Here is a 19,503-nt window from a genome sequence, read left to right as displayed (position 1 = left end):
CCGTTGAGAACTGTGACCGGAGGCTAGTTGAACGCTGAGCCGTAGTACTAGGCTCGGAAATATGAAGTGGAACCCAAATAAATACGCCGAATTCGCGAATTACCGCGGACGGCCCTATGCAGACCTGCTAGGTCAGCTAGGCGAAATCACCCCCAACCGGATTGTCGATCTGGGCTGCGGGCCGGGAGACAAGACGAGCTTGCTGGCCGAGCGGTGGCCTCTGGCGCAGGTGACCGGATTGGATTCCTCGCCGGAGATGATCGCCCAAGCCAACATCGCGGTGCAGCAACCAAATCTCAACTTTGAATTTGTCGATGCACGCAACTGGCACCCGGACCCAGAGATCGACCTGCTCTTTTCCAACGCCATGCTGCAGTGGCTCCCCGAACACCGCGAACTGATCAAAAGCTGGTTGGGTGATTTGAAGGCCGGTGCTTACGTCGCAATCCAGGTGCCGGGAAACTTCGGCTCTGCCTCCCATGCGGTGATGCGCCAGGTGGCGGACGGTCAGAAGTGGGCAGGCAAGCTCGGTGGCGTCCTGCGGCATGACGACGTGGTGGATGAACCTGAAGAGTATCAGCGGCTATTGCTGGATGCAGGATTTCAGGCAAATGTGTGGGAGACGACGTACCACCAGGTGATGGAGGGGGAGAACCCGATCCTTGACTGGGTGCGAGGCACCGCTTTGCTGCCCATCAAGGCGACACTGCCCGAGCTGGAGTACCTAGATTTTGAAGCGGACTATTCGGCTGCCGTCGCCGAGCATTACCCAGCATTCACGGCACCCGACGGAGCTAAGCTGACAAACTTTCCTTTCCGGCGCATTTTTATGGTGGCACGCAAGCAGGGCTGAAACACTGGTGCCGCCAATGATCGAGGAGGAGAATGACCGCATGGAAAAGCGGCGCACCTACTTGGCTACGGCGGAACACTGCGAGCAGCTGGCAAAGCTGCAGGCTGACTTCAATGCGGAGTTCGGTTCTCCCTGCCCCGCGGAGCAGATATTAACCCGGCGGTTGCGGGACATGCTCGCTGGCCCACAGTGCTATGCAGTCCTAGCCGGCCCTGCAACTCAACCATCGGGACACGCCATCGTGACCTTGCGGCCAACCATCTATTCGGACGGGCCGCTCGCGGTGCTTGATGAGCTGTATGTGCGCCCTCCACTGCGAGGCCAAGGCATCGGCGGCGCCATCCTTGAACTTGTCCTGATTCAGCTTGCGCAGCGTGGGGGCAGCGAAATGCACATCAACGTGGACGAAGACGATGCAGCGACTCGTCGCTTTTACGAGGATCGCGGGTTCGTGAACCACGAACCGGGCAGTGAATGGCGGATGCTTCTCTACATACAAGAATTGCCCACCGGGCCGTAGCCTGATGGGCAATTCTTCAAATTATGGATTACCAGCCGCGCTGGCGCCATTCATCGAGGTGCGGGCGCTCGGTGCCCACCGTGGTGGAGCCACCATGACCGGGCAGGACCATGGTTTCATCCGGGAATTTTTCGAAGATACGTTCTGATACGTCGTTGAGCAACGATGCGAAACGCTCCGGGTCCTCCCAGGTATTGCCTACACCTCCAGGGAATAGGCTGTCTCCGCTGAAGATGACCTGCTGCCCTGAGGAGTCCTGCAGTGCATAGGCGATCGAGCCCGCGGTGTGCCCGCGAAGGTGAATGGCCTCAAGGTCGATCTGGCCAACGGAAATTCGATCACCGTGGGTCAACCCGTGGCTAATCTTCACCCCCGACTCCTTGGCGATACCCTCGATATCTTCGGCGCCTGCGTACGTGGGAACGGCGAAGTTTTCGGCTACCTCGGCCAGAGCCCGCACGTGGTCCCAATGCTCATGGGTCGTGGCGATCCCAACGACCTGTGGCTCGGGGCCATCCTTGGCGGCGCTGGCCACGAGTTCTAGAATCGCAGGAGTTTCGTCAGCCGCATCGATCAGTAGCTGTTTGCCACTGGCCCGCTCGGTGACCAAGTAAACGTTGTTGTTCATTTCCGAGACGCTCACCGAACGAATCGTGACGTCGGCTAATAGAAGTTCACTCATGGTTATTACCTTACGATGGCGATTGGACTGAACACGATAGGCTCAGTGAATCAACCGAAGTATTGCACCGAATGGAGCGCCCATGGCCAACCTGGATTTCATCCGTATCGACTCGAAATCGGCTGTAGCACCGTATCAGCAGGTACGTGAGCAAATCCTTGCAAGTATTGCCGGTGGTGATTTGGCACCCGGAACCAAGCTTCCCTCGGTGCGGGCGCTCGCCGGTGACCTGGATCTTGCGGTGAACACGGTGGCTAAGGTCTATAAGGAGCTAGAAGCCCAAGGCGCGGTCGTGACCCGCGGGCGGCACGGAACAATCGTGCAAGCGGCTGAGGATCGCGCCCAGCAAGAAGTCAGCGATGCCGCAGCCGATCTGGCACGCGTTGCCCAGACCTGGTCGGTTGACGAGGAGACCGCGGTTAAATATTTGCGCGCCGCTTTCAGCTCGCTGCCTCGCTAGTCAGCAACCTCCGAGCCATGAGGCGACGTGCAGTGGGAACCAATCCAAACACGAACTGCGAGCCCCAAACAGGTGGTTCATGCTGGTTGGGACCAAAACTGCACTGCACTAGAACTATTGGCAAATCCTGTCAGGCAACGGTTCAGAGGAGTGAAGCCGACTTCTTCCAGAGCTGTTCGGCAATCTTCGGATTGTGCATTTCGGCACTTACCTTTGTCGCTATCCTGCGGGATTCATAGTAGGAACCCGGCAGGAAAGTCGTTCCAGGAATCCCTTCCGCGAGCCAAACAAGCTGATCTGACCCTTTCTCCGGCGTGACGGTAAATAGGCGTTTGAGCGGCCCGTGGTAAATGCGCCGCATGAAATGAGTGGTGTCGCTGGCGAAGCTGCTGGCGACGATACCGGGGTGGAATGCAACGGCGGTGATGCCGCGTGGTCCAAACCGGTGTTGCAATTCCTGAGTGAAGAGGATATTAGCGAGTTTCGCGTTGCCATAGGCTTTCTGCGGGGCGTAGCCCTCGGCATTCTGCAGGTCTCCGATATCGAACCGTCCGAAGATCCGTGCTGCCGCACTGGCTGTCTGGATAATCGTTGCCTCGCCGGCAATCAGCGCTGGCATGAGCAAGCTAGTGAGCAGGAACGGAGCAAGGTGGTTGACCTGGAAAGTGTTTTCATGACCATCAACAGTCTGGGTTCGCACACCCATGATCCCGCCTGCGTTATTCGCGAGCACGTTGATTTCCGGGTATGCCTCCAGCAGATCATCTGCCAGCTTTCTAACTTGGTTCAGCTCCGCGAAATCCGCAACGTAGTAAGGAACCGACAGCTCTGTCGCGATGCTTTTGGTTTTGCTCTCCGAACGCCCCACGATAACGACGCGATGGCCACGGCCAACCAGCGTGCGGGCGGCGGCTGCGCCGATGCCGTCACTGGCGCCGGTGATGATAATAGTTTTACTCAAGATGAATTCATTCCTCATTATCGACTCGGGCGCTCGAGCCCCCATTCCTGGAGCGAACAGATAAGTCATCCTAGCGGACGCCTGTGCCTGTATTTAGTTGCATGCCAAGAGCTCTGGCGTGGGGCTGGAGCACCTCACCCGGACGCACAAGCAGTATGGCTCGTCAAGAGAATTTTATGGGGACATGCCAAGAGGATGAACGCTGCCGGCGCTAGCGACTAATCATCTGGTTTCTCCTGCTCGATCCGTCCGAGGCTCGAAACGGCCGCCGACCCGCAAATCTCCAGGCAAGGAAATGCCCGGGATATCGCCCTGCGCGAAAGTAACGCGCATTTGTGCCAAGTACCACGTTTATTCGAAGTAGTTTTCGATTAGTATTGCTTCGTGGCTATTACTGCAGAAAGCAAAAAACTGGATTTGTCCCGTCTGATCGTCAAGGGTGCGCGCGAGCATAACCTGAAGAACGTAGACGTGGATCTTCCGCGCGACGCGATGATCGTCTTCACCGGCTTGTCCGGCTCAGGCAAGTCATCGCTGGCCTTCGACACGATTTTCGCAGAGGGGCAGCGCCGCTACGTCGAATCCCTGTCCGCCTATGCGCGCATGTTCCTGGGACAGGTCGACAAGCCGGATGTGGACTTCATCGAAGGGCTATCCCCGGCCGTTTCGATCGACCAGAAGTCAACGAGCCGCAACCCGCGGTCCACCGTCGGCACCATCACCGAGGTCTATGACTACATGCGCCTGCTCTGGGCCCGCGTAGGCCGCCCGCATTGCCCCGAATGCGGTGAACCTATTTCTAAGCAGTCGCCGCAGCAGATTGTCGACCAGCTGCTGGAAATGCCGGAGAAAACCCGCTTCCAGGTCCTCGCCCCCGTAGTGCGTGCCCGCAAGGGCGAGTTCGTCGACCTGTTCGCAGAGCTCTCCTCCAAGGGGTTCGCCCGCGCACGGGTTGACGGCACAACCATTCAGCTGAATGAGCCACCCAAGCTTGCTAAGCAGGTCAAGCACACCATCGAGGTCGTCGTTGACCGCCTCGCCATCAACGATACGGTGCACCAGCGGCTGACCGACTCCGTGGAAACGGCGCTGAACCTGGCCGATGGCCGCGTTCTGGTGGACTTCGTGGATCTGGAAGAGAACGATCCCAAGCGCGTCCGTGCGTTCTCCGAGAACCTCGCCTGCCCGAACGAGCACCCGCTGGCGATCGATGAGATCGAACCACGAACCTTTTCCTTCAACAACCCTTTTGGTGCCTGCTCCGCCTGCAGCGGCATCGGCACCAAGCTCGAGGTCGATGAGCACCTGATCGTCCCGGACTCCGAGGTCAAGCTGGCCGACGGAGCCATCGCACCGTGGTCCTTGGGCAAGGCGACCACCGAGTACTGGAACCGGTTGATCGAGGGTCTGGGCAAAGAACTGGGCTTCAGCATGGACACCGCCTGGAAGGACCTGCCGGCATCGGCGCGCCAGGCAATCCTGAACGGCAAGGACCACAAGGTCGTCGTGCAGTACAAGAACCGTTTCGGCCGGGAACGCAAGTACTCCACCGGGTTCGAAGGCGTCATCTCCTATGTGCACCGCAAGCATGAAGAGACTGAATCGGATCACGCACGCGACCGCTACGAACAGTACATGCGCCAGATTCCGTGCCCTACCTGTGGCGGTGCACGCCTGAACCCGGCCTCGCTGTCGGTGCTGATCGGCGGAAAATCGATCGCCGCGGTGGCGGCCATGGACCTGCGTGCGGCAGCCGAATTCCTCACCACCTTGGAACTGAGCGACCGCGAAGCGAAGATCGCCACCCAGGTGCTGAAGGAAATTGGCGCGCGCATGAAGTTCCTCTTGGACGTGGGCCTGGAATACCTGACCCTGGAACGTGCCGCGGGCACGCTGTCCGGTGGCGAGGCGCAGCGAATCCGCTTGGCCACGCAGATCGGCTCCGGCCTGGTGGGCGTGCTCTACGTATTGGACGAGCCGTCCATTGGCTTGCACCAGCGTGACAACCGCCGGCTGATCGAAACCCTGCTGCACCTGCGTTCGCTGGGCAACACGCTGATCGTCGTCGAACATGATGAGGACACCATTGCCGAGGCGGACTGGATCGTTGATATCGGTCCGGGTGCCGGGGAGCACGGCGGCGAGGTGGTCCATTCCGGCTCACTGGAGGGACTGAAGGAGAACACCCGCTCGCTGACCGGCGACTACCTCTCCGGACGCAAGCAGATCGAGCTGCCCGCCAAGCGCCGCAAGGTCGACAAGAAGCGCATTCTCAAGCTGGTAGGCGCTAAGGAAAACAACCTGCAGGACGTCTCGGTGGAGTTCCCGCTGGGCGTGTTGACCGCCATTACAGGTGTCTCCGGCTCGGGCAAGTCAACGCTGGTCAATGACATCCTGTACAAGGTGCTGGCGAATAAGCTCAACGGCGCCAAGCAAGTCCCCGGTCGTCATACCCGGGTGCTGGGCCTGGAGCACTTGGACAAGGTCGTGCACGTGGACCAGTCGCCGATTGGGCGCACCCCGCGGTCGAACCCGGCCACCTACACCGGGGTATTCGACAATATCCGCAAGCTCTTCGCGGAGACCAATGAGGCGAAACTGCGCGGCTACCAGCCTGGCCGGTTCTCCTTCAACGTCAAGGGCGGGCGCTGCGAGTCCTGCTCGGGCGACGGCACGCTGAAGATCGAGATGAACTTCCTGCCGGACGTATATGTGCCTTGCGAAGTCTGCCAGGGTGAGCGCTACAACCGCGAAACCCTGCAGGTGCTGTACAAGGGCAAAAACATCGCGGACGTGCTGAATATGCCGATCTCCGAAGGCGCCGAATTCTTCGCCGCATTTACTCCGATCGCACGCCACCTGAGGACCTTGGTCGATGTGGGACTCGGCTATGTTCGTCTTGGACAGCCGGCAACCACGCTCTCCGGCGGTGAAGCGCAGCGTGTAAAGCTCGCCGCGGAATTGCAGAAGCGTTCAAACGGCCGCTCCATCTATGTACTCGACGAGCCGACCACCGGTCTGCACTTTGAAGACATCCGCAAGCTGCTGAAAGTTTTGCAAGGACTGGTCGACAAAGGCAATACAGTGTTGACCATCGAGCACAACTTGGATGTCATCAAGTCGGCCGACTGGGTGATCGATCTGGGGCCGGAAGGCGGCTCGGGCGGTGGAATGATTTTGGCCACCGGAAGCCCGGAATCCGTGGCGAAGGTCGCCGAATCGCACACCGGAAAGTTCCTTTCCGAAATTCTCTAAAACGTCAAAACCCGAGTGAGGCGGAGCCGCTGAGTATGCGTTTTCAGTTATGGATTCTTAACGTGAGTCCGCTTCATGGGATGATGTCTAAGTGAATATGTCGGTAACAAGCGTGCTCTTTGATCTGGACGGGACTCTCGTAGACCCCGCAGGCTCCATTACATCCGGGATTCGTCATGCCCTCGTGGCAAATAATGTCACCGATCCTGGCGAGGAAGCTGTCGAGGCGCTGGTGGGACCACCGCTGCAAATCGGTCTGCGCACCCTGGAGGGTGTCACCGATGAGAACATCGATCAGATCATCGCCGAATACCGTGCCCGGTACGCGGCAGTGGGCATGGCTGCTTCACGGGTTTACCCGGGACTGCGCGAACTTCTGGCGGCGCTGCGCTCGGCCGGAATTTACGTGGCAGTGACTACCGCTAAACCTGAGCCCATTGCGCGCGAGTTGATCACCAAGCAGGGACTGGACTCCTCGCTGGATGCGATCTTCGGCAACTCTTCGGAACATGGTTCCATGGGCTCGAGCAAGACGCATATTGTCTTGGCGGCACTCCAGGCGGGCAATCTGGATCCAGCACGCGCCGTAGTTGTGGGCGATCGCTACTATGACTTGGATGCGGCGCGTGAAAACTCAGTGGCATCGATCGGCGTCAGCTGGGGTTTTGCGCTGCCTAATGAGTTGGACGCGGCAGATTACCTCGCAAGTAACGTGCGTGAGCTCGCCGTATTGTTGCTAGGTGAAGAACGTGCTGCGGCGCTAGACGGACAGTCGATGCAGGAGGGCCTGAAGTAATGAGCCTTTACACCATGACCCGCTCATCAATTCGCGGAATGCTCCACACATTGTGCCGTCCGGAGATTACCGGTATTCATAACGTGCCAAAGGAAGGCGGCTTCATTGTCGCCTCAAACCATCTGTCGTTCCTCGACTCGATCATTGTCCAGGCGCTGACCCCACGTGACGTCGCGTTCTTCGCAAAGGCCGAGTACTTCACCACACCCGGCATTAAAGGCAAAGCCATGAAAACCTTTTTCGAATCCGTTGGTTCGATTCCGGTGCAGCGTGGTGAGCAAGCTGCCTCTGTGGCGGCTCTGGACTCGCTGGTGGAGATCATCGAAAGCGGCAGCGGAATTGGCATCTACCCTGAAGGCACCCGTTCCCGCGACGGTAAGCTCTACCGTGGCCGAACCGGCGTGGGTTGGCTGGCCCTGACCACGGGAGTTCCGGTGATCCCGGTGGGGTTGATCGGTACCGAAAAACTGCAGCCGGCCGATACCAAGGGGATTCGCCCGACAAAGTTTTCTATTCATTACGGGGAGCCGTTGTACTTTGATCAGCTGGGTCGCAAGCACCCGCTGCCCGAACGCCGCCGGGCCACGGACCGAATCGTTGACGCGATCGCCGAACTGAGCGGTCAGGAACGTGTGGACTCCTACAACCAGTTGCCACCGGACGCGAAGTAACGATGGCAGATCCAGCCAGCTACCGTCCGAAATCATCGGATATCCCTACCAAACCGGGTGTCTACCGCTTCCGCGACGAGCACGGCCGGGTCATTTATGTGGGCAAAGCCCGTGTCCTGCGCAATCGTTTGGCCTCCTATTTTGTCAACCCGCAACGCCTTACCGCGAAAACCCGCACGATGGTGTTCACCGCGGCAAGCGTTGAATGGACGACCGTCGGATCCGAGCTGGAAGCGCTACAGCTCGAGTACACCTGGATCAAGGAATATACACCGCGATTCAATATTGTCTTCCGCGATGATAAGACCTACCCATACCTTGCTATTACGATGGACGAAAAGTTCCCGCGCGCACTGGTCATGCGCGGAGATAAGCGCAAGGGCGTGAAATACTTCGGTCCTTTTTACCCGGCTAAGGCGATACGCGAAACCCTCGATACGCTTTTGCGCGTATTCCCGGTACGCACCTGCGCCCCCGGGGTATTCAAGCGTGCAGAGGCATCGGGCCGCCCCTGCCTGCTGGGGTATATCGATAAGTGTTCCGCACCGTGCGTGAACCGAATCTCGCCAGAAGATCACCGAGCATTGGCCGAAGACCTGTGTACTTTCATGGGTGGCGAAGCGGGGAAATTCACCCGACAGCTGACTGCGCAGATGCAAGCGGCTGTCAGCAATCTCGAATATGAACAAGCCGCCCGCTATCGTGATGACATCGCCGCCCTGAACAAGGTGTTCGAGCGTAACGCGGTGGTGCTTGCGGAGAATACCGAAGCCGATGTCTTCGGCATTCACGCCGATGAGCTAGAAGCAGCCGTACAGGTCTTCCACGTGCGAGACGGTCGAATTCGCTCGCAACGTGGGTGGGTGGTGGAAAAGGTCGCCGATCTGACCGACGCCGAGTTTGTCGAACAGCTGCTCACCCAGGTTTATGCCGATCATGCCGATAGGATCCCGCGCGAAGTATTGGTTCCTACGCTGCCCGATGACCTTGAAGATGTCACCACCTGGCTGACGGAACTACGCGGCTCGAAGGTTTCCCTGCGCGTCGCGCAGCGAGGCGACAAGGCGGCGCTGGCGTCCACTGTGGTGGAGAATGCAGAACAAGCCTTGCGCCTGCACAAGTCCAAACGAGCAGGTGACATTTCGACTCGTTCTGCAGCGATGCAGGAATTGCAAGAAGCGCTCGGTGCTGAAACCGCCTTATTGCGTATCGAATGTTACGACGCGTCGCATACGCAGGGAACCAATGTCGTAGCCTCGATGGTGGTTTTTGAAGACGGGCTGCCCAAGAAGAGCGAATACCGAAAATTCTCGATTACGGGCGACGCGGCGCGTGACGATACCGCCAGTATGTATGACGTGATCTACCGACGCTTCAGCCGGTATCTGAAGGAAAAAATCGACCCGGAAACTTTCAGCACCGGCGAAGTTGAACCCGGAGCCAGTGAAGTCAAGAAATTTGCGTACCCTCCATCCCTGGTGATCGTTGACGGTGGTCCGCCGCAGGTATCTGCAGCTCAAAAAGCCCTAGATGACTTGGGGATCGATGATATTCCTGTTGTTGGTTTGGCGAAGCGACTGGAAGAGCTTTGGCTACCGGAGGACCCGTTCCCCGTCATTTTGCCTCGTGCTTCGGCAGCGTTGTACCTGGTGCAGCGTTTGCGTGATGAGGCCCACCGTTTTGCTATCACCTTCCACCGTGCAAAGCGATCGAAGTCGATGATTTCTTCTGACTTGGATGCTATTCCGGGCTTAGGTAAATCGAAACAGGAAGCGCTGCGCAAGCACTTCGGATCGATGAAAAAGATCCGGGCTGCGTCCTTGGAACAGCTCATGGAGGTGTCTGGAGTCGGGGAAAAGCTTGCAACATCCATCAAAGAATCCTTGGAAGATACTTCACGTGCGGGTGTGAACATGACTACCGGAGAAATTCTCGACTAGCCTTGAGATATGACCACCGAGTATGAAGCTGTAAAACCTCCGGAATCCGAGCTCGTGATCGTTACGGGCATGTCAGGCGCCGGACGAACCACCGTAGCCCATGCACTGGAAGACTTGGGCTGGTACGTAGTAGAGAACCTTCCGCCTTCCATGCTCGGCATGCTGACCGAGCTGATGAGCCGTTCCCAGGGGACCATTCCACGTTTGGCGGTGGTCATGGATGTGCGCTCCAAAGATCTCTTTCCAGAAATTCGTGAATCTTTGGCGCTGCTCACCAGCGGCGGAGTGAAATACCGTCTGGTCTATTTGGATGCCAGCGATGAGGTCCTTGTGCGGCGCTTTGAACAGGGCCGGCGTCCGCACCCTTTGCAGGGCGACGGGCGCATTGTCGATGGGATTCAGCGAGAACGCGATGTTACCGGACCTTTGCGTGAAGCGGCCGAGCTCATCCTGGACTCCTCGTCGATGTCGGTGCACGATCTTGCGCGCTCGGCGAACGAGCTATTTGCCGAATCCGGCCCGATCATTCTCCGGATCAATGTCATGAGCTTCGGGTTCAAATACGGGCTGCCTACCGACGCCAACTATGTGGCAGATGTGCGCTTCATACCAAACCCACACTGGGTCCCAGAGCTGCGTCCACAAACCGGCAAGGACAAGGAAGTCTCGGACTACGTCCTGCGTCAGCCGGGGACCAACGAATTTATCGAAAACTACCTCAAAGCGCTGGAGCCAGTGTTCGAGGGGTACCGGCGGGAAAACAAGCACTACGCGACAATTGCCGTCGGTTGTACCGGCGGTAAGCACCGTTCCGTAGCGACGACCATTGAATTGGGGCGTCGCCTCGCGCAGCTACCCAATGTGCGAGTGAACATCACGCACCGTGATTTAGGCCGGGAGTAGTCTTCAATGGCATTCGCAACGGGACCAATCCCGATTCAGGGTCTTACCAGACCCGATGATATGCGCAACCCCTCGGTGGTTGCGTTGGGCGGTGGGCATGGCCTGTCTGCCTCTCTTGCGGCGCTGCGCCGCCTCACCACGGAGCTGACAGCCGTGGTGACCGTCGCCGATGACGGAGGAAGCTCTGGAAGGTTGCGCAGTTCTTTCGACGTGCTACCTCCGGGGGACCTGCGCATGGCGCTGGCCGCTTTATGTGATGACAATGACTGGGGGCGAACGTGGCGCGACGTCATGCAGCACCGGTTCAAATCCGACGAACATCCAGAAGAGCCGCTGAATGGTCATGCGGTGGGCAATTTGCTGATCCTCGCGCTCTGGGAATTGCTGGACAGCCCGGTCGCCGGGCTGCGCTGGGCCGGCGCTTTGCTTGGCGCGCGTGGCCAAGTGCTGCCGATGAGTACCGTCCCGTTGTCGATTCACGGTGAAGTCCTCGAAGCGGACGAAGCCACCGATACCTTGATTAAGCGACGAATCGATGGCCAAGCGCAACTAGCCGCAGCCGGCGGTGGGGGACTGGTCTCCAAAGTGTATTTGGAACCAGACGGAGCGCCTGCTTGTGCAGAAGCATTGGACGCAATCGAATTGGCCGACTGGATCATTCTCGGTCCAGGCTCGTGGTACACCTCGGTGCTCCCGCACCTGTTGTTGCCCGATATGCGCCAAGCCATCGCGGATACAACGGCGAAAAAACTGCTAACCATGAATCTGTCCGTGGACACCGCCGAGACTTCAGGAATGGACGCTGCGGCGCATCTTGAAGTTTTGGGACGCTACGCCCCAAACGTACAATTTGATGCGATTATCGCTGATGAATCGCGGGTTCGTAACAAGGAAAGATTTGAGCTGGCAGCGCAAAAACTCGGGGCACGAGTCTTCTTTAGTAGAGTGGGTGTATCTGACGGTCGTGCCGAGCACGACCCGTTGCGCTTAGCGGCGGCCTATCATGAGGTGTTTACCGCAATCGGATCCTGATCGGATCTATGTAAGGGAGTTTGATTCATGGCATTGACGGCTTCCGTCAAAGACGAGCTGTCGCGGGTTGAGATTCGCAAGCCATCGGTACGCAAGGCCGAGGTTTCGACCATGCTCCGCTTCAGCGGCGGACTGCATATTGTCTCCGGGCGAATAGTAATCGAGGCTGAGGTTGACTTGGCTGCGACCGCTCGCAGGCTCAAGATCGCCATTGGCGAACTCTACGGACATGACTCGGAGATTGTCATGGTCTCCGGCTCCGGCATCCGCAAGGGCAGTCGATACATAGTTCGTGTTGCCAAAGACGGCGAAGTTCTGGCACGCCAAACCGGGCTACTTGACCAGCGTGGAAGGCCCGTACGCGGGCTGCCTTCGGTGATCGTCAACGGTTCAACTGCCGATGCCGAAGCGGTATGGCGCGGTGCGTTCTTGTCCCACGGTTCGCTAACCGAACCGGGACGTAGTTCGGCACTTGAAATTACCTGCCCAGGCCCAGAAGCAGCGCTCGCCCTAGTCGGTGCTGCTCGACGTCTGGATCTGACGGTCAAGGCACGCGAGGTGCGTGGTGTGGATCGCGTAGTGATTCGCGATGGAGATGCCATCGCTCAACTGCTGACGCGCATGGGTGCGCACGACGCGCTGATGGTGTGGGAAGAACGCCGGATGCGCAAAGAAGTGCGTGCTACCGCAAATCGGCTGGCGAACTTCGACGATGCGAACCTGCGCCGCAGCGCTCAAGCTGCCGTAGCTGCGGGTGCTCGCGTGGAGCGTGCCCTGGAGATTCTTGGCGACGAGGTGCCTGAGCATCTGCGTTACGCCGGGGTGCTTCGCCTGGAGCACAAACAAGCGTCGTTGGATGAGTTGGGCCGCATGGCCGAACCTCCGATGACTAAAGACGCGATTGCCGGTCGTATCCGTCGGCTATTAGCCATGGCGGATAAAAAAGCTGGTGATCTGGGAATACCTGGAACCGAGTCCAGTGTTCCAGTAGATGAACTGGAACAGTAAAAAATTGTCCCCGCGGGAGACCTTCCGCGGAGATTCAACCAATTGAGAAGATTGAGGAGAATCATGGCTGTCTATTCACTGCCAGAACTGCAGTACGACTACGCTGCACTGGAGCCGAACATCTCGGCTCGCATCATGGAGCTGCACCACTCGAAGCACCACGCAACCTACGTTGCAGGCGCTAACTCGGCGTTGGAGCAGTTGGCAGAAGCCCGCGAAAAGGGCGAATTCGGTAACATCCCGAAGCTCTCGAAGGACCTGGCGTTCCACTTGGGTGGACACACCAACCACTCGATCTTCTGGAACAACCTCTCCCCAGAGGGTGGCGACAAGCCAGTAGGCGAGTTGGCTGCGGCGATTGACGAGTTCTTCGGCTCCTTCGACGCTTTCCGCGGTCACTTCACCGCCTCGGCAATGAGCCTCCAGGGCTCGGGCTGGGCACTTCTGGCCTACGAGCCGCTAGGTGGCCAGCTGGTCATCGAGCAGCTGTACGATCAGCAGGGCAACGTCCCAGTGGGAACCATCCCACTGTTGATGCTGGACATGTGGGAGCACGCCTTCTACCTGGACTACGTCAACGTCAAGGCTGACTACGTCAAGGCCTTCTGGAACATCGTGAACTGGGCTGATGTCCAGGCTCGCTTCGAAGCCGCTCGCAATGGTGCTGCTTCGCTGGTAGTTCCAGGTAAGTAATTATTGCCGAATTAACCTTCTGGTAATTCAGCTCACATTCTCCGCGAATTTCGCGTAGGATGTATCAGGTGTGTTGCAGACCTCGTGTTTCACGAGGTCTGCAACTCACGACACAACGGAGTGTCCTCTTAGATAAGCAGGCCACTTCCGTGAAAAGCACGGCAGTGGCGCAATCATCCCATTTAGAGGAGATAGCCACATGACTACTCGTGTTGGAATCAATGGTTTCGGTCGTATCGGACGCAACTTCCTGCGTGCCACTCTGGCGCACAAAGCAGACATCGAAATCGTCGCAGTCAACGACCTCGGTTCCATCGATGCACTGGCTCACCTAGTCAAATTCGATAGCGTTCTCGGCCCACTAGGCGAAGCGGTATCCGTAGATGGCGACACCATTGTCGTCGGAGAACGCCGCATCAAAGTGCTCTCGGAGCGCGACCCAGCAAACCTGCCATGGGGCGAATTGAACGTCGACGTCGTCATCGAATCGACCGGTTTCTTCACCAAGGCTGCCGACGCTGGCAAGCACATCACCGCGGGTGCAAAGAAGGTCGTCATCTCAGCTCCGGCCAGCGATGAAGACATCACCATCGTGATGGGCGCCAACCACGACAAGTACGAACCGGCAAACCACCACATCATCTCGAACGCATCGTGCACCACTAACTGCCTGGCCCCAATGGCCAAGGTTTTGAACGATGAATTCGGCATTGTTGACGGTCTGATGACCACCATCCACGCATACACCGCTGACCAGCGCCTGCAGGATGCACCACACAGCGACCCGCGTCGTGCCCGCGCCGCAGCGCTGAACCTGATCCCGACCTCCACCGGTGCCGCTAAGGCCATCGGCGTAGTGCTTCCGGAGTTGAAGGGCAAGCTTAACGGTTACGCAATGCGCGTACCGGTACCAACCGGCTCGGCCACCGACCTGACCGTCAACCTGGCTCGCACCGCGACCGTTGAAGAAATCAACGCCGCTTTCGAGAAGGCAGCCACCGAAGGCAAGCTGGCCGAATACCTCGAGTACTCGACCGATCCGCTGGTTTCCTCGGATATTGTGACGAACAAGCACTCAGCTATTTTCGACTCCGGATTGACCTCCGTAATTGGCAACACCGTCAAGGTTGTGGCTTGGTACGACAACGAGTGGGGCTACTCCTCGCGACTTGTTGACCTTGTCGAATTCGTGGGATCAAGCCTCTAGTCGATAACCTAGAGACATGTCTTCTCACACTCTCGACGAATTACTCGCTGACGGTGTCCGCGGGCGGTACATTTTGGTCCGAAGCGACCTTAACGTACCGCTCGACGGGGCGACCGTAACCGATGACGGACGCGTGCGCGCGTCCCTTCCGGTCATCACCAAACTGACCGAGGCTGGCGCCAAGGTCATCGTGATGGCACACCTGGGTCGCCCTAAGGGCCAGGTCGATTCGAAGTACTCCATCGAGCCTGCCGCTCACCGCTTGAATGAACTTGCAGATTTTGATGTCACCGTGGCCACCGATGTCGTGGGGGATTCCGCTCGCGAATCCGCTGCCGCGTTGGCCGAGGGCTCGGTTCTCGTTCTTGAAAACGTACGATTCGACGCCCGCGAGACCTCCAAGGTCGACGCGGAGCGTGAAGAGTTCGCCAAGGCGCTAGCCGCTCTGACCGGTGACAACGGCGTCTACGTGAATGATGCCTTCGGCGCAGTGCACCGCAAGCACGCCTCGGTCTTCGATATCGCAGCCTTGCTGCCTAGCTACCAGGGTGACCTGGTCGCTACCGAGATCAAGGTCCTCAAGACTTTGACCGAAGCGCCAAAGCGCCCCTATGTGGTCGTGCTTGGCGGGTCGAAGGTTTCGGACAAACTCGCGGTCATCGACAACCTGCTGGGCAAGGCCGATCAGCTGCTGATCGGTGGCGGCATGGCATTCACCTTCCTCAAGGCCCAGGGATACGCCATCGGCGGCTCGCTGCTTGAAGAAGATCAGATCTCCATCTGCCAGGAGTACCTGGCCCGCGCCGAAAAGCTTGGTTGCGACATCATCGTTCCATCGGACGTCGTAGTTGCCAGCAAGTTCGGGGCAGATGCGGAGCACGAGGTGCTTGCCGCCGACAAGATCGAAGAAGCCAGCTTCGGATCCAACGGCCTGGGCCTGGATATCGGCCCGAAGTCAGCAGAACTGTTCGCAAGCTACATCACGAGTGCAAACACCGTGTTCTGGAATGGCCCAATGGGCGTTTTCGAGATCCCGGCTTTCGCCGAGGGCACCCGTACGGTGGCCCAGGCATTAGCCGGCTCCGAGGCGTTTAGCGTCGTAGGCGGTGGCGATTCAGCCGCTGCTGTGCGTGCCTTGGGCTTCTCGGAGGACGACTTCGGCCACATCTCCACCGGTGGCGGAGCGTCGCTCGAATACCTTGAAGGCAAGACCCTGCCGGGTGTTGCCGCTTTGGAAGGCTAAATTATGACGATGTCGAATAACGGTGCCTACGTGCGCCAGCCGCTGATCGCGGGCAACTGGAAGATGAACATGGACCACGTCCAGGGCATCACCCTGGTGCAGAAGCTGGCGTGGACCCTGAAGGATGCGCAGCATGATTACGATCGTGCCGAGGTTGCGGTGTTCCCACCGTTCACCGACATCCGCGGTGTGCAGACCCTGACCCTGGGCGACAAGCTTGACGTCGTCTACGGCGCGCAGGACCTGTCCGCGCAGGATTCGGGAGCCTACACCGGGGAGATCTCCGGTCAGTTCCTGAATAAGCTTGGCTGCAGCTACGTGCTGGTCGGCCACTCGGAGCGCCGCGAATACCACAACGAGTCCAACGCTGTGGTTGCCGCGAAGCTTGGTGCCGCGTACCGCCACGAGCTGACCCCGGTGCTTTGCGTCGGTGAAGGACTTGAGGTGCGCCAAGCGAACGAGCATGTTGCCTACACGCTGAACCAGCTTGCCGAATCCTTGGAAGGCGTCACCGCCGAACAGGCCGAAACTCTGGTCATTGCCTACGAGCCAGTGTGGGCCATCGGAACCGGCGAAGTTGCAGGCCCGTCCGATGCGCAGGAGATGTGCGCCGCGATCCGCGGAGCTTTGATCGAGCGTTTCGGCGAGGACATTGCACAGAAGGCGCGCCTGCTTTATGGCGGAAGTGTTAAGGCAGCAAATGCCGCGGTAATCATGCGTGAACGCGACGTCGATGGTCTGCTGGTCGGCGGTGCTAGTTTGGATGCCGAAGAGTTTGCTAATATTGTAAGGTTCGAGCACCATCTCGTCACCGACTGAATCTAACTAAGGAACCGTCGACTTGGATATCATCAAGATCATTCTGCAGGTACTGCTGGGTATCACCAGCGTCCTGCTCACCCTATTGATCCTTCTTCATAAGGGTCGTGGCGGCGGTATGTCCGACATGTTCGGTGGCGGCATGACCAGCTCGATGGGTTCATCCGGTGTTGCCGAGCGCAACCTGAACCGAATCACCATTGTTCTTGGTCTGGTCTGGGGTGCAGTCATCATTGGCCTAGCACTGGTCATGCGCTTCAGCATCGAGTCATAGCAGGCATCTAGAGAAGGGGACCCACGATGGTGGGTCCCCTTCCTTGCTTTAAGCCTCGATTCGGTTATCGCCGCCTAGCGCAGTTGTCCGAAGCGATCGATGTCCGCGGTGGATCCGAGCACCAGTACACGGTCCCCTTCTTCAAGCACCGAGTCCGCGTCGGTATTTTGCCAAATGCCGTTCGCATTGGCTTTCGCGGCGATGGTGACCCGATACTTCTTCCGGACTCCCATCTCGCTCAACCGCATCCCATGCAGGCTAGCCGGTGCGGTCATCTTCACCAGGGCATAACCCGGGTCCACCTCCACGTAATCCATGATCGAGCCGCGCACTAGATGGGCTACGCGTCGGCCCATATCCTTTTCGGGATAGACAATATGGTGGACCCCCAATTGCTCCAATATCAGTCCGTGGCGATCATCCTGGGCCTTCGCCCAGATCAACGGAATATTCATGCTCACAAGTAGCGAGCAGCACAGGATCGAGGATTGCAGGTGGCTGCCTACGGCGACCACTACCCGGTCAAAGTCGTGAATGGAGAGCTGTTCAAGCACTTCGCGGCGTGACGCGTCTGCGCGTACCACCTGCGTCAGTTCACCGTTCAATGCCTGGACGTTGTCCTCGTGCAGGTCGATTCCCAATACATGAGTGCCCGATTTCATCAACTCCATGGCAAGTGACGTGCCAAAGCGTCCCAAGCCAATCACCGCAACCGAGTCGGCGGCGGCAATGTGCTTCGAGTCTGAGCGGAAATTCAGTAGCTTACCCAATTGCGGGCCTTTCTTTTGGAAGTTCGTAGAGGGCCTTGCGGTCGCGCAATGCGAGAGCCGAGCCAAGAGAGAGTACGCCGACGCGCCCTGAGTACATGAGCGCGATCAGAATGGTTTTACCGGCATCGGGCAGGTCGGGGGTGATGCCGGTGGACAAGCCGACGGTTGCGAAAGCCGATGTTGCTTCGAAGAGGCAGCGATCCAGCGAATACGGCGTCAGCAACAGCAATCCCATGGTGCCCGCGAAGACCGCGGCGGCGCCCAAGAGCGCAACCGTCAGTGCTTGGCGATGAATGGACCGCGAAAGCCGTTTGCCCAGCACGTTGACGGCCGTTTCGCCGCGCAGCTCGGCGATGATAATAAATAGCAGCACTGCCGCGGTGGTGACCTTAATGCCACCTGCGGTACCGGCGGGGCCGGCGCCGATGAACATGAGCACGTCCATGCCAAGCCACGAAGCCGGGTGCATCGCGCCGATATCGATGGAGTTGAAGCCGGCGGTTCGGGTTTGCACCGATTGGAAGAATCCTGCAAGCACTCGTGCGGCCGGATCCAGCTTGCCAAGGGTCTCTGGGTTGTTCCACTCCATGGCGGTGATGAATACCGTGCCGCCGAGCAGCAGAAGGGCGGTCATGAGCAGGACGAGCCGGGTATTCATACTCCATTTGAGCGTGTTGCGACCGTAGCGGCGTAGCTGAACGAGCACCGGGAAACCGAGGCCGCCAAGAATAATCGCAAAGCTGAGCGGGAGGTTGATCCACGGGTCGTCCACGAATCCCATCAAACTATCTGTGTAGAGTGCAAATCCTGCGTTGTTGAAGGAGGATATCGCATGGAAAACCGCGTGCCATAAGGCCGCGGGCACATCGTAGTCGTAGCCTAGCCAGAAGCGTAGAGCCAGCGGCAGGGCGATAATGGCTTCGATGGACAGTGAGAAGAGCAGAATGACTTTAGTCGCTGTGCGTACGTCTTGTCCGCTCAGTGCGTTGCTTTCGCGCTGTGAGGACTGACGGGTGAGCATCCCGATCTTGCCCATGAGCAGCATGCTCAGCAGGGAGGCGACGAGCATGATGCCAAGCCCGCCTAGCTGAATCAGTACCAAGATGATGATTTTGCCGAAGAGCGTGAAATGGGTGGCCGTATCCACCACGGTGAGGCCGGTGACGCAGACCGCTGAAGTGGCGGTGAAAAGCGCATCGATAAGTGGGGTGAATTTTCCATCGGTGTGCGCCCAAGGTGTGGCGAGCAGCAAGCCGCCGAGCAGGATGGCGCCCAGAAACCCTAGTGCGACTAGTTGCGCTGGCCGGGCCAGGGAATTATGGCGCGGGCTCAGTTGGAGCCCAGACTTCTTTGCGAGCATGATTTCACATTGATCGTAGTAACGCCGCACGGAAGCGCGAGCGTGAGTAACGAATG

General features: G+C 58.5%; 19 protein-coding genes. 15 read left to right on the top strand and 4 right to left on the bottom strand.

The genetic code is table 11. The features are described 5' to 3' along the window. The first annotated feature begins 61 nt into the window (after positions 1 to 61). The gene (locus tag LG294_RS10500; RefSeq protein ID WP_404285487.1) at positions 62 to 853 is read left to right on the top strand and encodes a methyltransferase domain-containing protein; all 792 of its coding nucleotides are present in this window, start codon (positions 62 to 64) and stop codon (positions 851 to 853) included. Positions 854 to 893: 40 nt separating this feature from the next. After that, positions 894 to 1,373 (top strand): GNAT family N-acetyltransferase, encoded by a 480-nt coding sequence (locus LG294_RS10495; RefSeq protein WP_404285486.1) that lies wholly within the window; start codon positions 894 to 896, stop codon positions 1,371 to 1,373. 28 nt (positions 1,374 to 1,401) lie between these two features. On the opposite strand, the gene LG294_RS10490 is transcribed toward LG294_RS10495, so the two are convergent. Beyond that, positions 1,402 to 2,055, bottom strand: a complete 654-nt coding sequence (locus LG294_RS10490) for an MBL fold metallo-hydrolase (RefSeq protein WP_404285485.1) — start codon at positions 2,053 to 2,055, stop codon at positions 1,402 to 1,404. Between the two features lie 82 nt (positions 2,056 to 2,137). Here LG294_RS10490 and LG294_RS10485 point away from each other — a divergent pair, with 82 nt between their 5' ends. Continuing rightward, complete coding sequence (locus tag LG294_RS10485; protein WP_404285484.1) at positions 2,138 to 2,515, top strand: GntR family transcriptional regulator; 378 nt, start codon at positions 2,138 to 2,140, stop codon at positions 2,513 to 2,515. A 142-nt stretch (positions 2,516 to 2,657) separates the two neighbouring features. Here LG294_RS10485 and LG294_RS10480 read toward each other — a convergent pair whose 3' ends face one another. Next, complete coding sequence (locus tag LG294_RS10480) at positions 2,658 to 3,494, bottom strand: SDR family NAD(P)-dependent oxidoreductase (protein ID WP_404291722.1); 837 nt, start codon at positions 3,492 to 3,494, stop codon at positions 2,658 to 2,660. Positions 3,495 to 3,860: 366 nt separating this feature from the next. Here LG294_RS10480 and uvrA point away from each other — a divergent pair, with 366 nt between their 5' ends. The 12 genes from uvrA to secG all read left to right on the top strand — a co-directional run bounded on the left by uvrA (position 3,861) and on the right by secG (position 17,317). Continuing rightward, the gene (uvrA, locus tag LG294_RS10475) at positions 3,861 to 6,731 is read left to right on the top strand and encodes an excinuclease ABC subunit UvrA (protein ID WP_404285483.1); all 2,871 of its coding nucleotides are present in this window, start codon (positions 3,861 to 3,863) and stop codon (positions 6,729 to 6,731) included. Between the two features lie 97 nt (positions 6,732 to 6,828). Then, positions 6,829 to 7,527: an HAD hydrolase-like protein gene (locus LG294_RS10470; RefSeq protein ID WP_404291720.1), complete on the top strand. Its 699-nt coding sequence runs from the start codon at positions 6,829 to 6,831 to the stop codon at positions 7,525 to 7,527. Then, a complete protein-coding gene (locus tag LG294_RS10465; RefSeq protein WP_404285482.1) occupies positions 7,527 to 8,198 on the top strand; it encodes a lysophospholipid acyltransferase family protein in 672 nt (223 codons plus the stop codon). The genes LG294_RS10470 and LG294_RS10465 overlap by 1 nt, the downstream gene beginning before the upstream one ends. Before the next feature lie 2 nt (positions 8,199 to 8,200). Then, the gene (gene uvrC, locus LG294_RS10460) at positions 8,201 to 10,138 is read left to right on the top strand and encodes an excinuclease ABC subunit UvrC (protein ID WP_404285481.1); all 1,938 of its coding nucleotides are present in this window, start codon (positions 8,201 to 8,203) and stop codon (positions 10,136 to 10,138) included. A 9-nt stretch (positions 10,139 to 10,147) separates the two neighbouring features. After that, on the top strand, positions 10,148 to 11,041 hold the full coding sequence (gene rapZ / locus LG294_RS10455) for an RNase adapter RapZ (RefSeq protein ID WP_404285480.1): 894 nt from the start codon (positions 10,148 to 10,150) through the stop codon (positions 11,039 to 11,041). A gap of 6 nt (positions 11,042 to 11,047) precedes the next feature. Next, a complete protein-coding gene (gene yvcK / locus LG294_RS10450) occupies positions 11,048 to 12,073 on the top strand; it encodes a uridine diphosphate-N-acetylglucosamine-binding protein YvcK (protein ID WP_404285479.1) in 1,026 nt (341 codons plus the stop codon). Positions 12,074 to 12,100: 27 nt separating this feature from the next. Then, the gene (whiA, locus tag LG294_RS10445) at positions 12,101 to 13,081 is read left to right on the top strand and encodes a DNA-binding protein WhiA (RefSeq protein ID WP_404285478.1); all 981 of its coding nucleotides are present in this window, start codon (positions 12,101 to 12,103) and stop codon (positions 13,079 to 13,081) included. 63 nt (positions 13,082 to 13,144) lie between these two features. Beyond that, a complete protein-coding gene (locus LG294_RS10440) occupies positions 13,145 to 13,774 on the top strand; it encodes a superoxide dismutase (protein WP_404285477.1) in 630 nt (209 codons plus the stop codon). A 199-nt stretch (positions 13,775 to 13,973) separates the two neighbouring features. Next, positions 13,974 to 14,981, top strand: coding sequence for a type I glyceraldehyde-3-phosphate dehydrogenase (gene gap, locus LG294_RS10435; protein ID WP_404285476.1), 1,008 nt, complete (start codon positions 13,974 to 13,976; stop codon positions 14,979 to 14,981). A gap of 16 nt (positions 14,982 to 14,997) precedes the next feature. Next, on the top strand, positions 14,998 to 16,224 hold the full coding sequence (locus LG294_RS10430; RefSeq protein ID WP_404285475.1) for a phosphoglycerate kinase: 1,227 nt from the start codon (positions 14,998 to 15,000) through the stop codon (positions 16,222 to 16,224). A gap of 3 nt (positions 16,225 to 16,227) precedes the next feature. Continuing rightward, positions 16,228 to 17,043: a triose-phosphate isomerase gene (gene tpiA, locus LG294_RS10425; RefSeq protein ID WP_404285474.1), complete on the top strand. Its 816-nt coding sequence runs from the start codon at positions 16,228 to 16,230 to the stop codon at positions 17,041 to 17,043. Between the two features lie 22 nt (positions 17,044 to 17,065). Then, positions 17,066 to 17,317: a preprotein translocase subunit SecG gene (gene secG, locus LG294_RS10420; RefSeq protein ID WP_096285146.1), complete on the top strand. Its 252-nt coding sequence runs from the start codon at positions 17,066 to 17,068 to the stop codon at positions 17,315 to 17,317. Between the two features lie 74 nt (positions 17,318 to 17,391). Here the strand turns inward: secG and LG294_RS10415 are convergent, their stop codons facing one another. Next, positions 17,392 to 18,087 carry a potassium channel family protein gene (locus LG294_RS10415; RefSeq protein ID WP_404285473.1) on the bottom strand — a complete coding sequence of 232 codons (696 nt, stop codon included), beginning with the start codon at positions 18,085 to 18,087 and terminating at the stop codon, positions 17,392 to 17,394. Beyond that, positions 18,080 to 19,447 carry a TrkH family potassium uptake protein gene (locus LG294_RS10410; protein WP_404285472.1) on the bottom strand — a complete coding sequence of 456 codons (1,368 nt, stop codon included), beginning with the start codon at positions 19,445 to 19,447 and terminating at the stop codon, positions 18,080 to 18,082. Before LG294_RS10410 ends, LG294_RS10415 begins: the two co-directional genes overlap by 8 nt. Between the last annotated feature and the right edge of the window lie 56 nt (positions 19,448 to 19,503).

The organism is Glutamicibacter arilaitensis, from assembly GCF_044793945.1.
GTDB lineage: Bacteria > Actinomycetota > Actinomycetes > Actinomycetales > Micrococcaceae > Glutamicibacter > Glutamicibacter arilaitensis_B.
This window is presented reverse-complemented; position numbering and strand designations above follow the sequence as displayed.

Coding starts and splice junctions, on each gene's coding strand:
- LG294_RS10440 (WP_404285477.1), top strand. CDS start 13,145: ATGGCTGTCTATTCACTGCCAGAACTGCAGTACGACTACGCTGCACTG.
- gap (WP_404285476.1), top strand. CDS start 13,974: ATGACTACTCGTGTTGGAATCAATGGTTTCGGTCGTATCGGACGCAAC.
- LG294_RS10480 (WP_404291722.1), bottom strand. CDS start 3,494: ATGAGGAATGAATTCATCTTGAGTAAAACTATTATCATCACCGGCGCC.
- LG294_RS10470 (WP_404291720.1), top strand. CDS start 6,829: ATGTCGGTAACAAGCGTGCTCTTTGATCTGGACGGGACTCTCGTAGAC.
- whiA (WP_404285478.1), top strand. CDS start 12,101: ATGGCATTGACGGCTTCCGTCAAAGACGAGCTGTCGCGGGTTGAGATT.
- rapZ (WP_404285480.1), top strand. CDS start 10,148: ATGACCACCGAGTATGAAGCTGTAAAACCTCCGGAATCCGAGCTCGTG.
- LG294_RS10495 (WP_404285486.1), top strand. CDS start 894: ATGGAAAAGCGGCGCACCTACTTGGCTACGGCGGAACACTGCGAGCAG.
- LG294_RS10430 (WP_404285475.1), top strand. CDS start 14,998: ATGTCTTCTCACACTCTCGACGAATTACTCGCTGACGGTGTCCGCGGG.
- LG294_RS10490 (WP_404285485.1), bottom strand. CDS start 2,055: ATGAGTGAACTTCTATTAGCCGACGTCACGATTCGTTCGGTGAGCGTC.
- yvcK (WP_404285479.1), top strand. CDS start 11,048: ATGGCATTCGCAACGGGACCAATCCCGATTCAGGGTCTTACCAGACCC.
- LG294_RS10500 (WP_404285487.1), top strand. CDS start 62: ATGAAGTGGAACCCAAATAAATACGCCGAATTCGCGAATTACCGCGGA.
- LG294_RS10410 (WP_404285472.1), bottom strand. CDS start 19,447: ATGCTCGCAAAGAAGTCTGGGCTCCAACTGAGCCCGCGCCATAATTCC.
- LG294_RS10465 (WP_404285482.1), top strand. CDS start 7,527: ATGAGCCTTTACACCATGACCCGCTCATCAATTCGCGGAATGCTCCAC.
- uvrC (WP_404285481.1), top strand. CDS start 8,201: ATGGCAGATCCAGCCAGCTACCGTCCGAAATCATCGGATATCCCTACC.
- tpiA (WP_404285474.1), top strand. CDS start 16,228: ATGACGATGTCGAATAACGGTGCCTACGTGCGCCAGCCGCTGATCGCG.
- LG294_RS10485 (WP_404285484.1), top strand. CDS start 2,138: ATGGCCAACCTGGATTTCATCCGTATCGACTCGAAATCGGCTGTAGCA.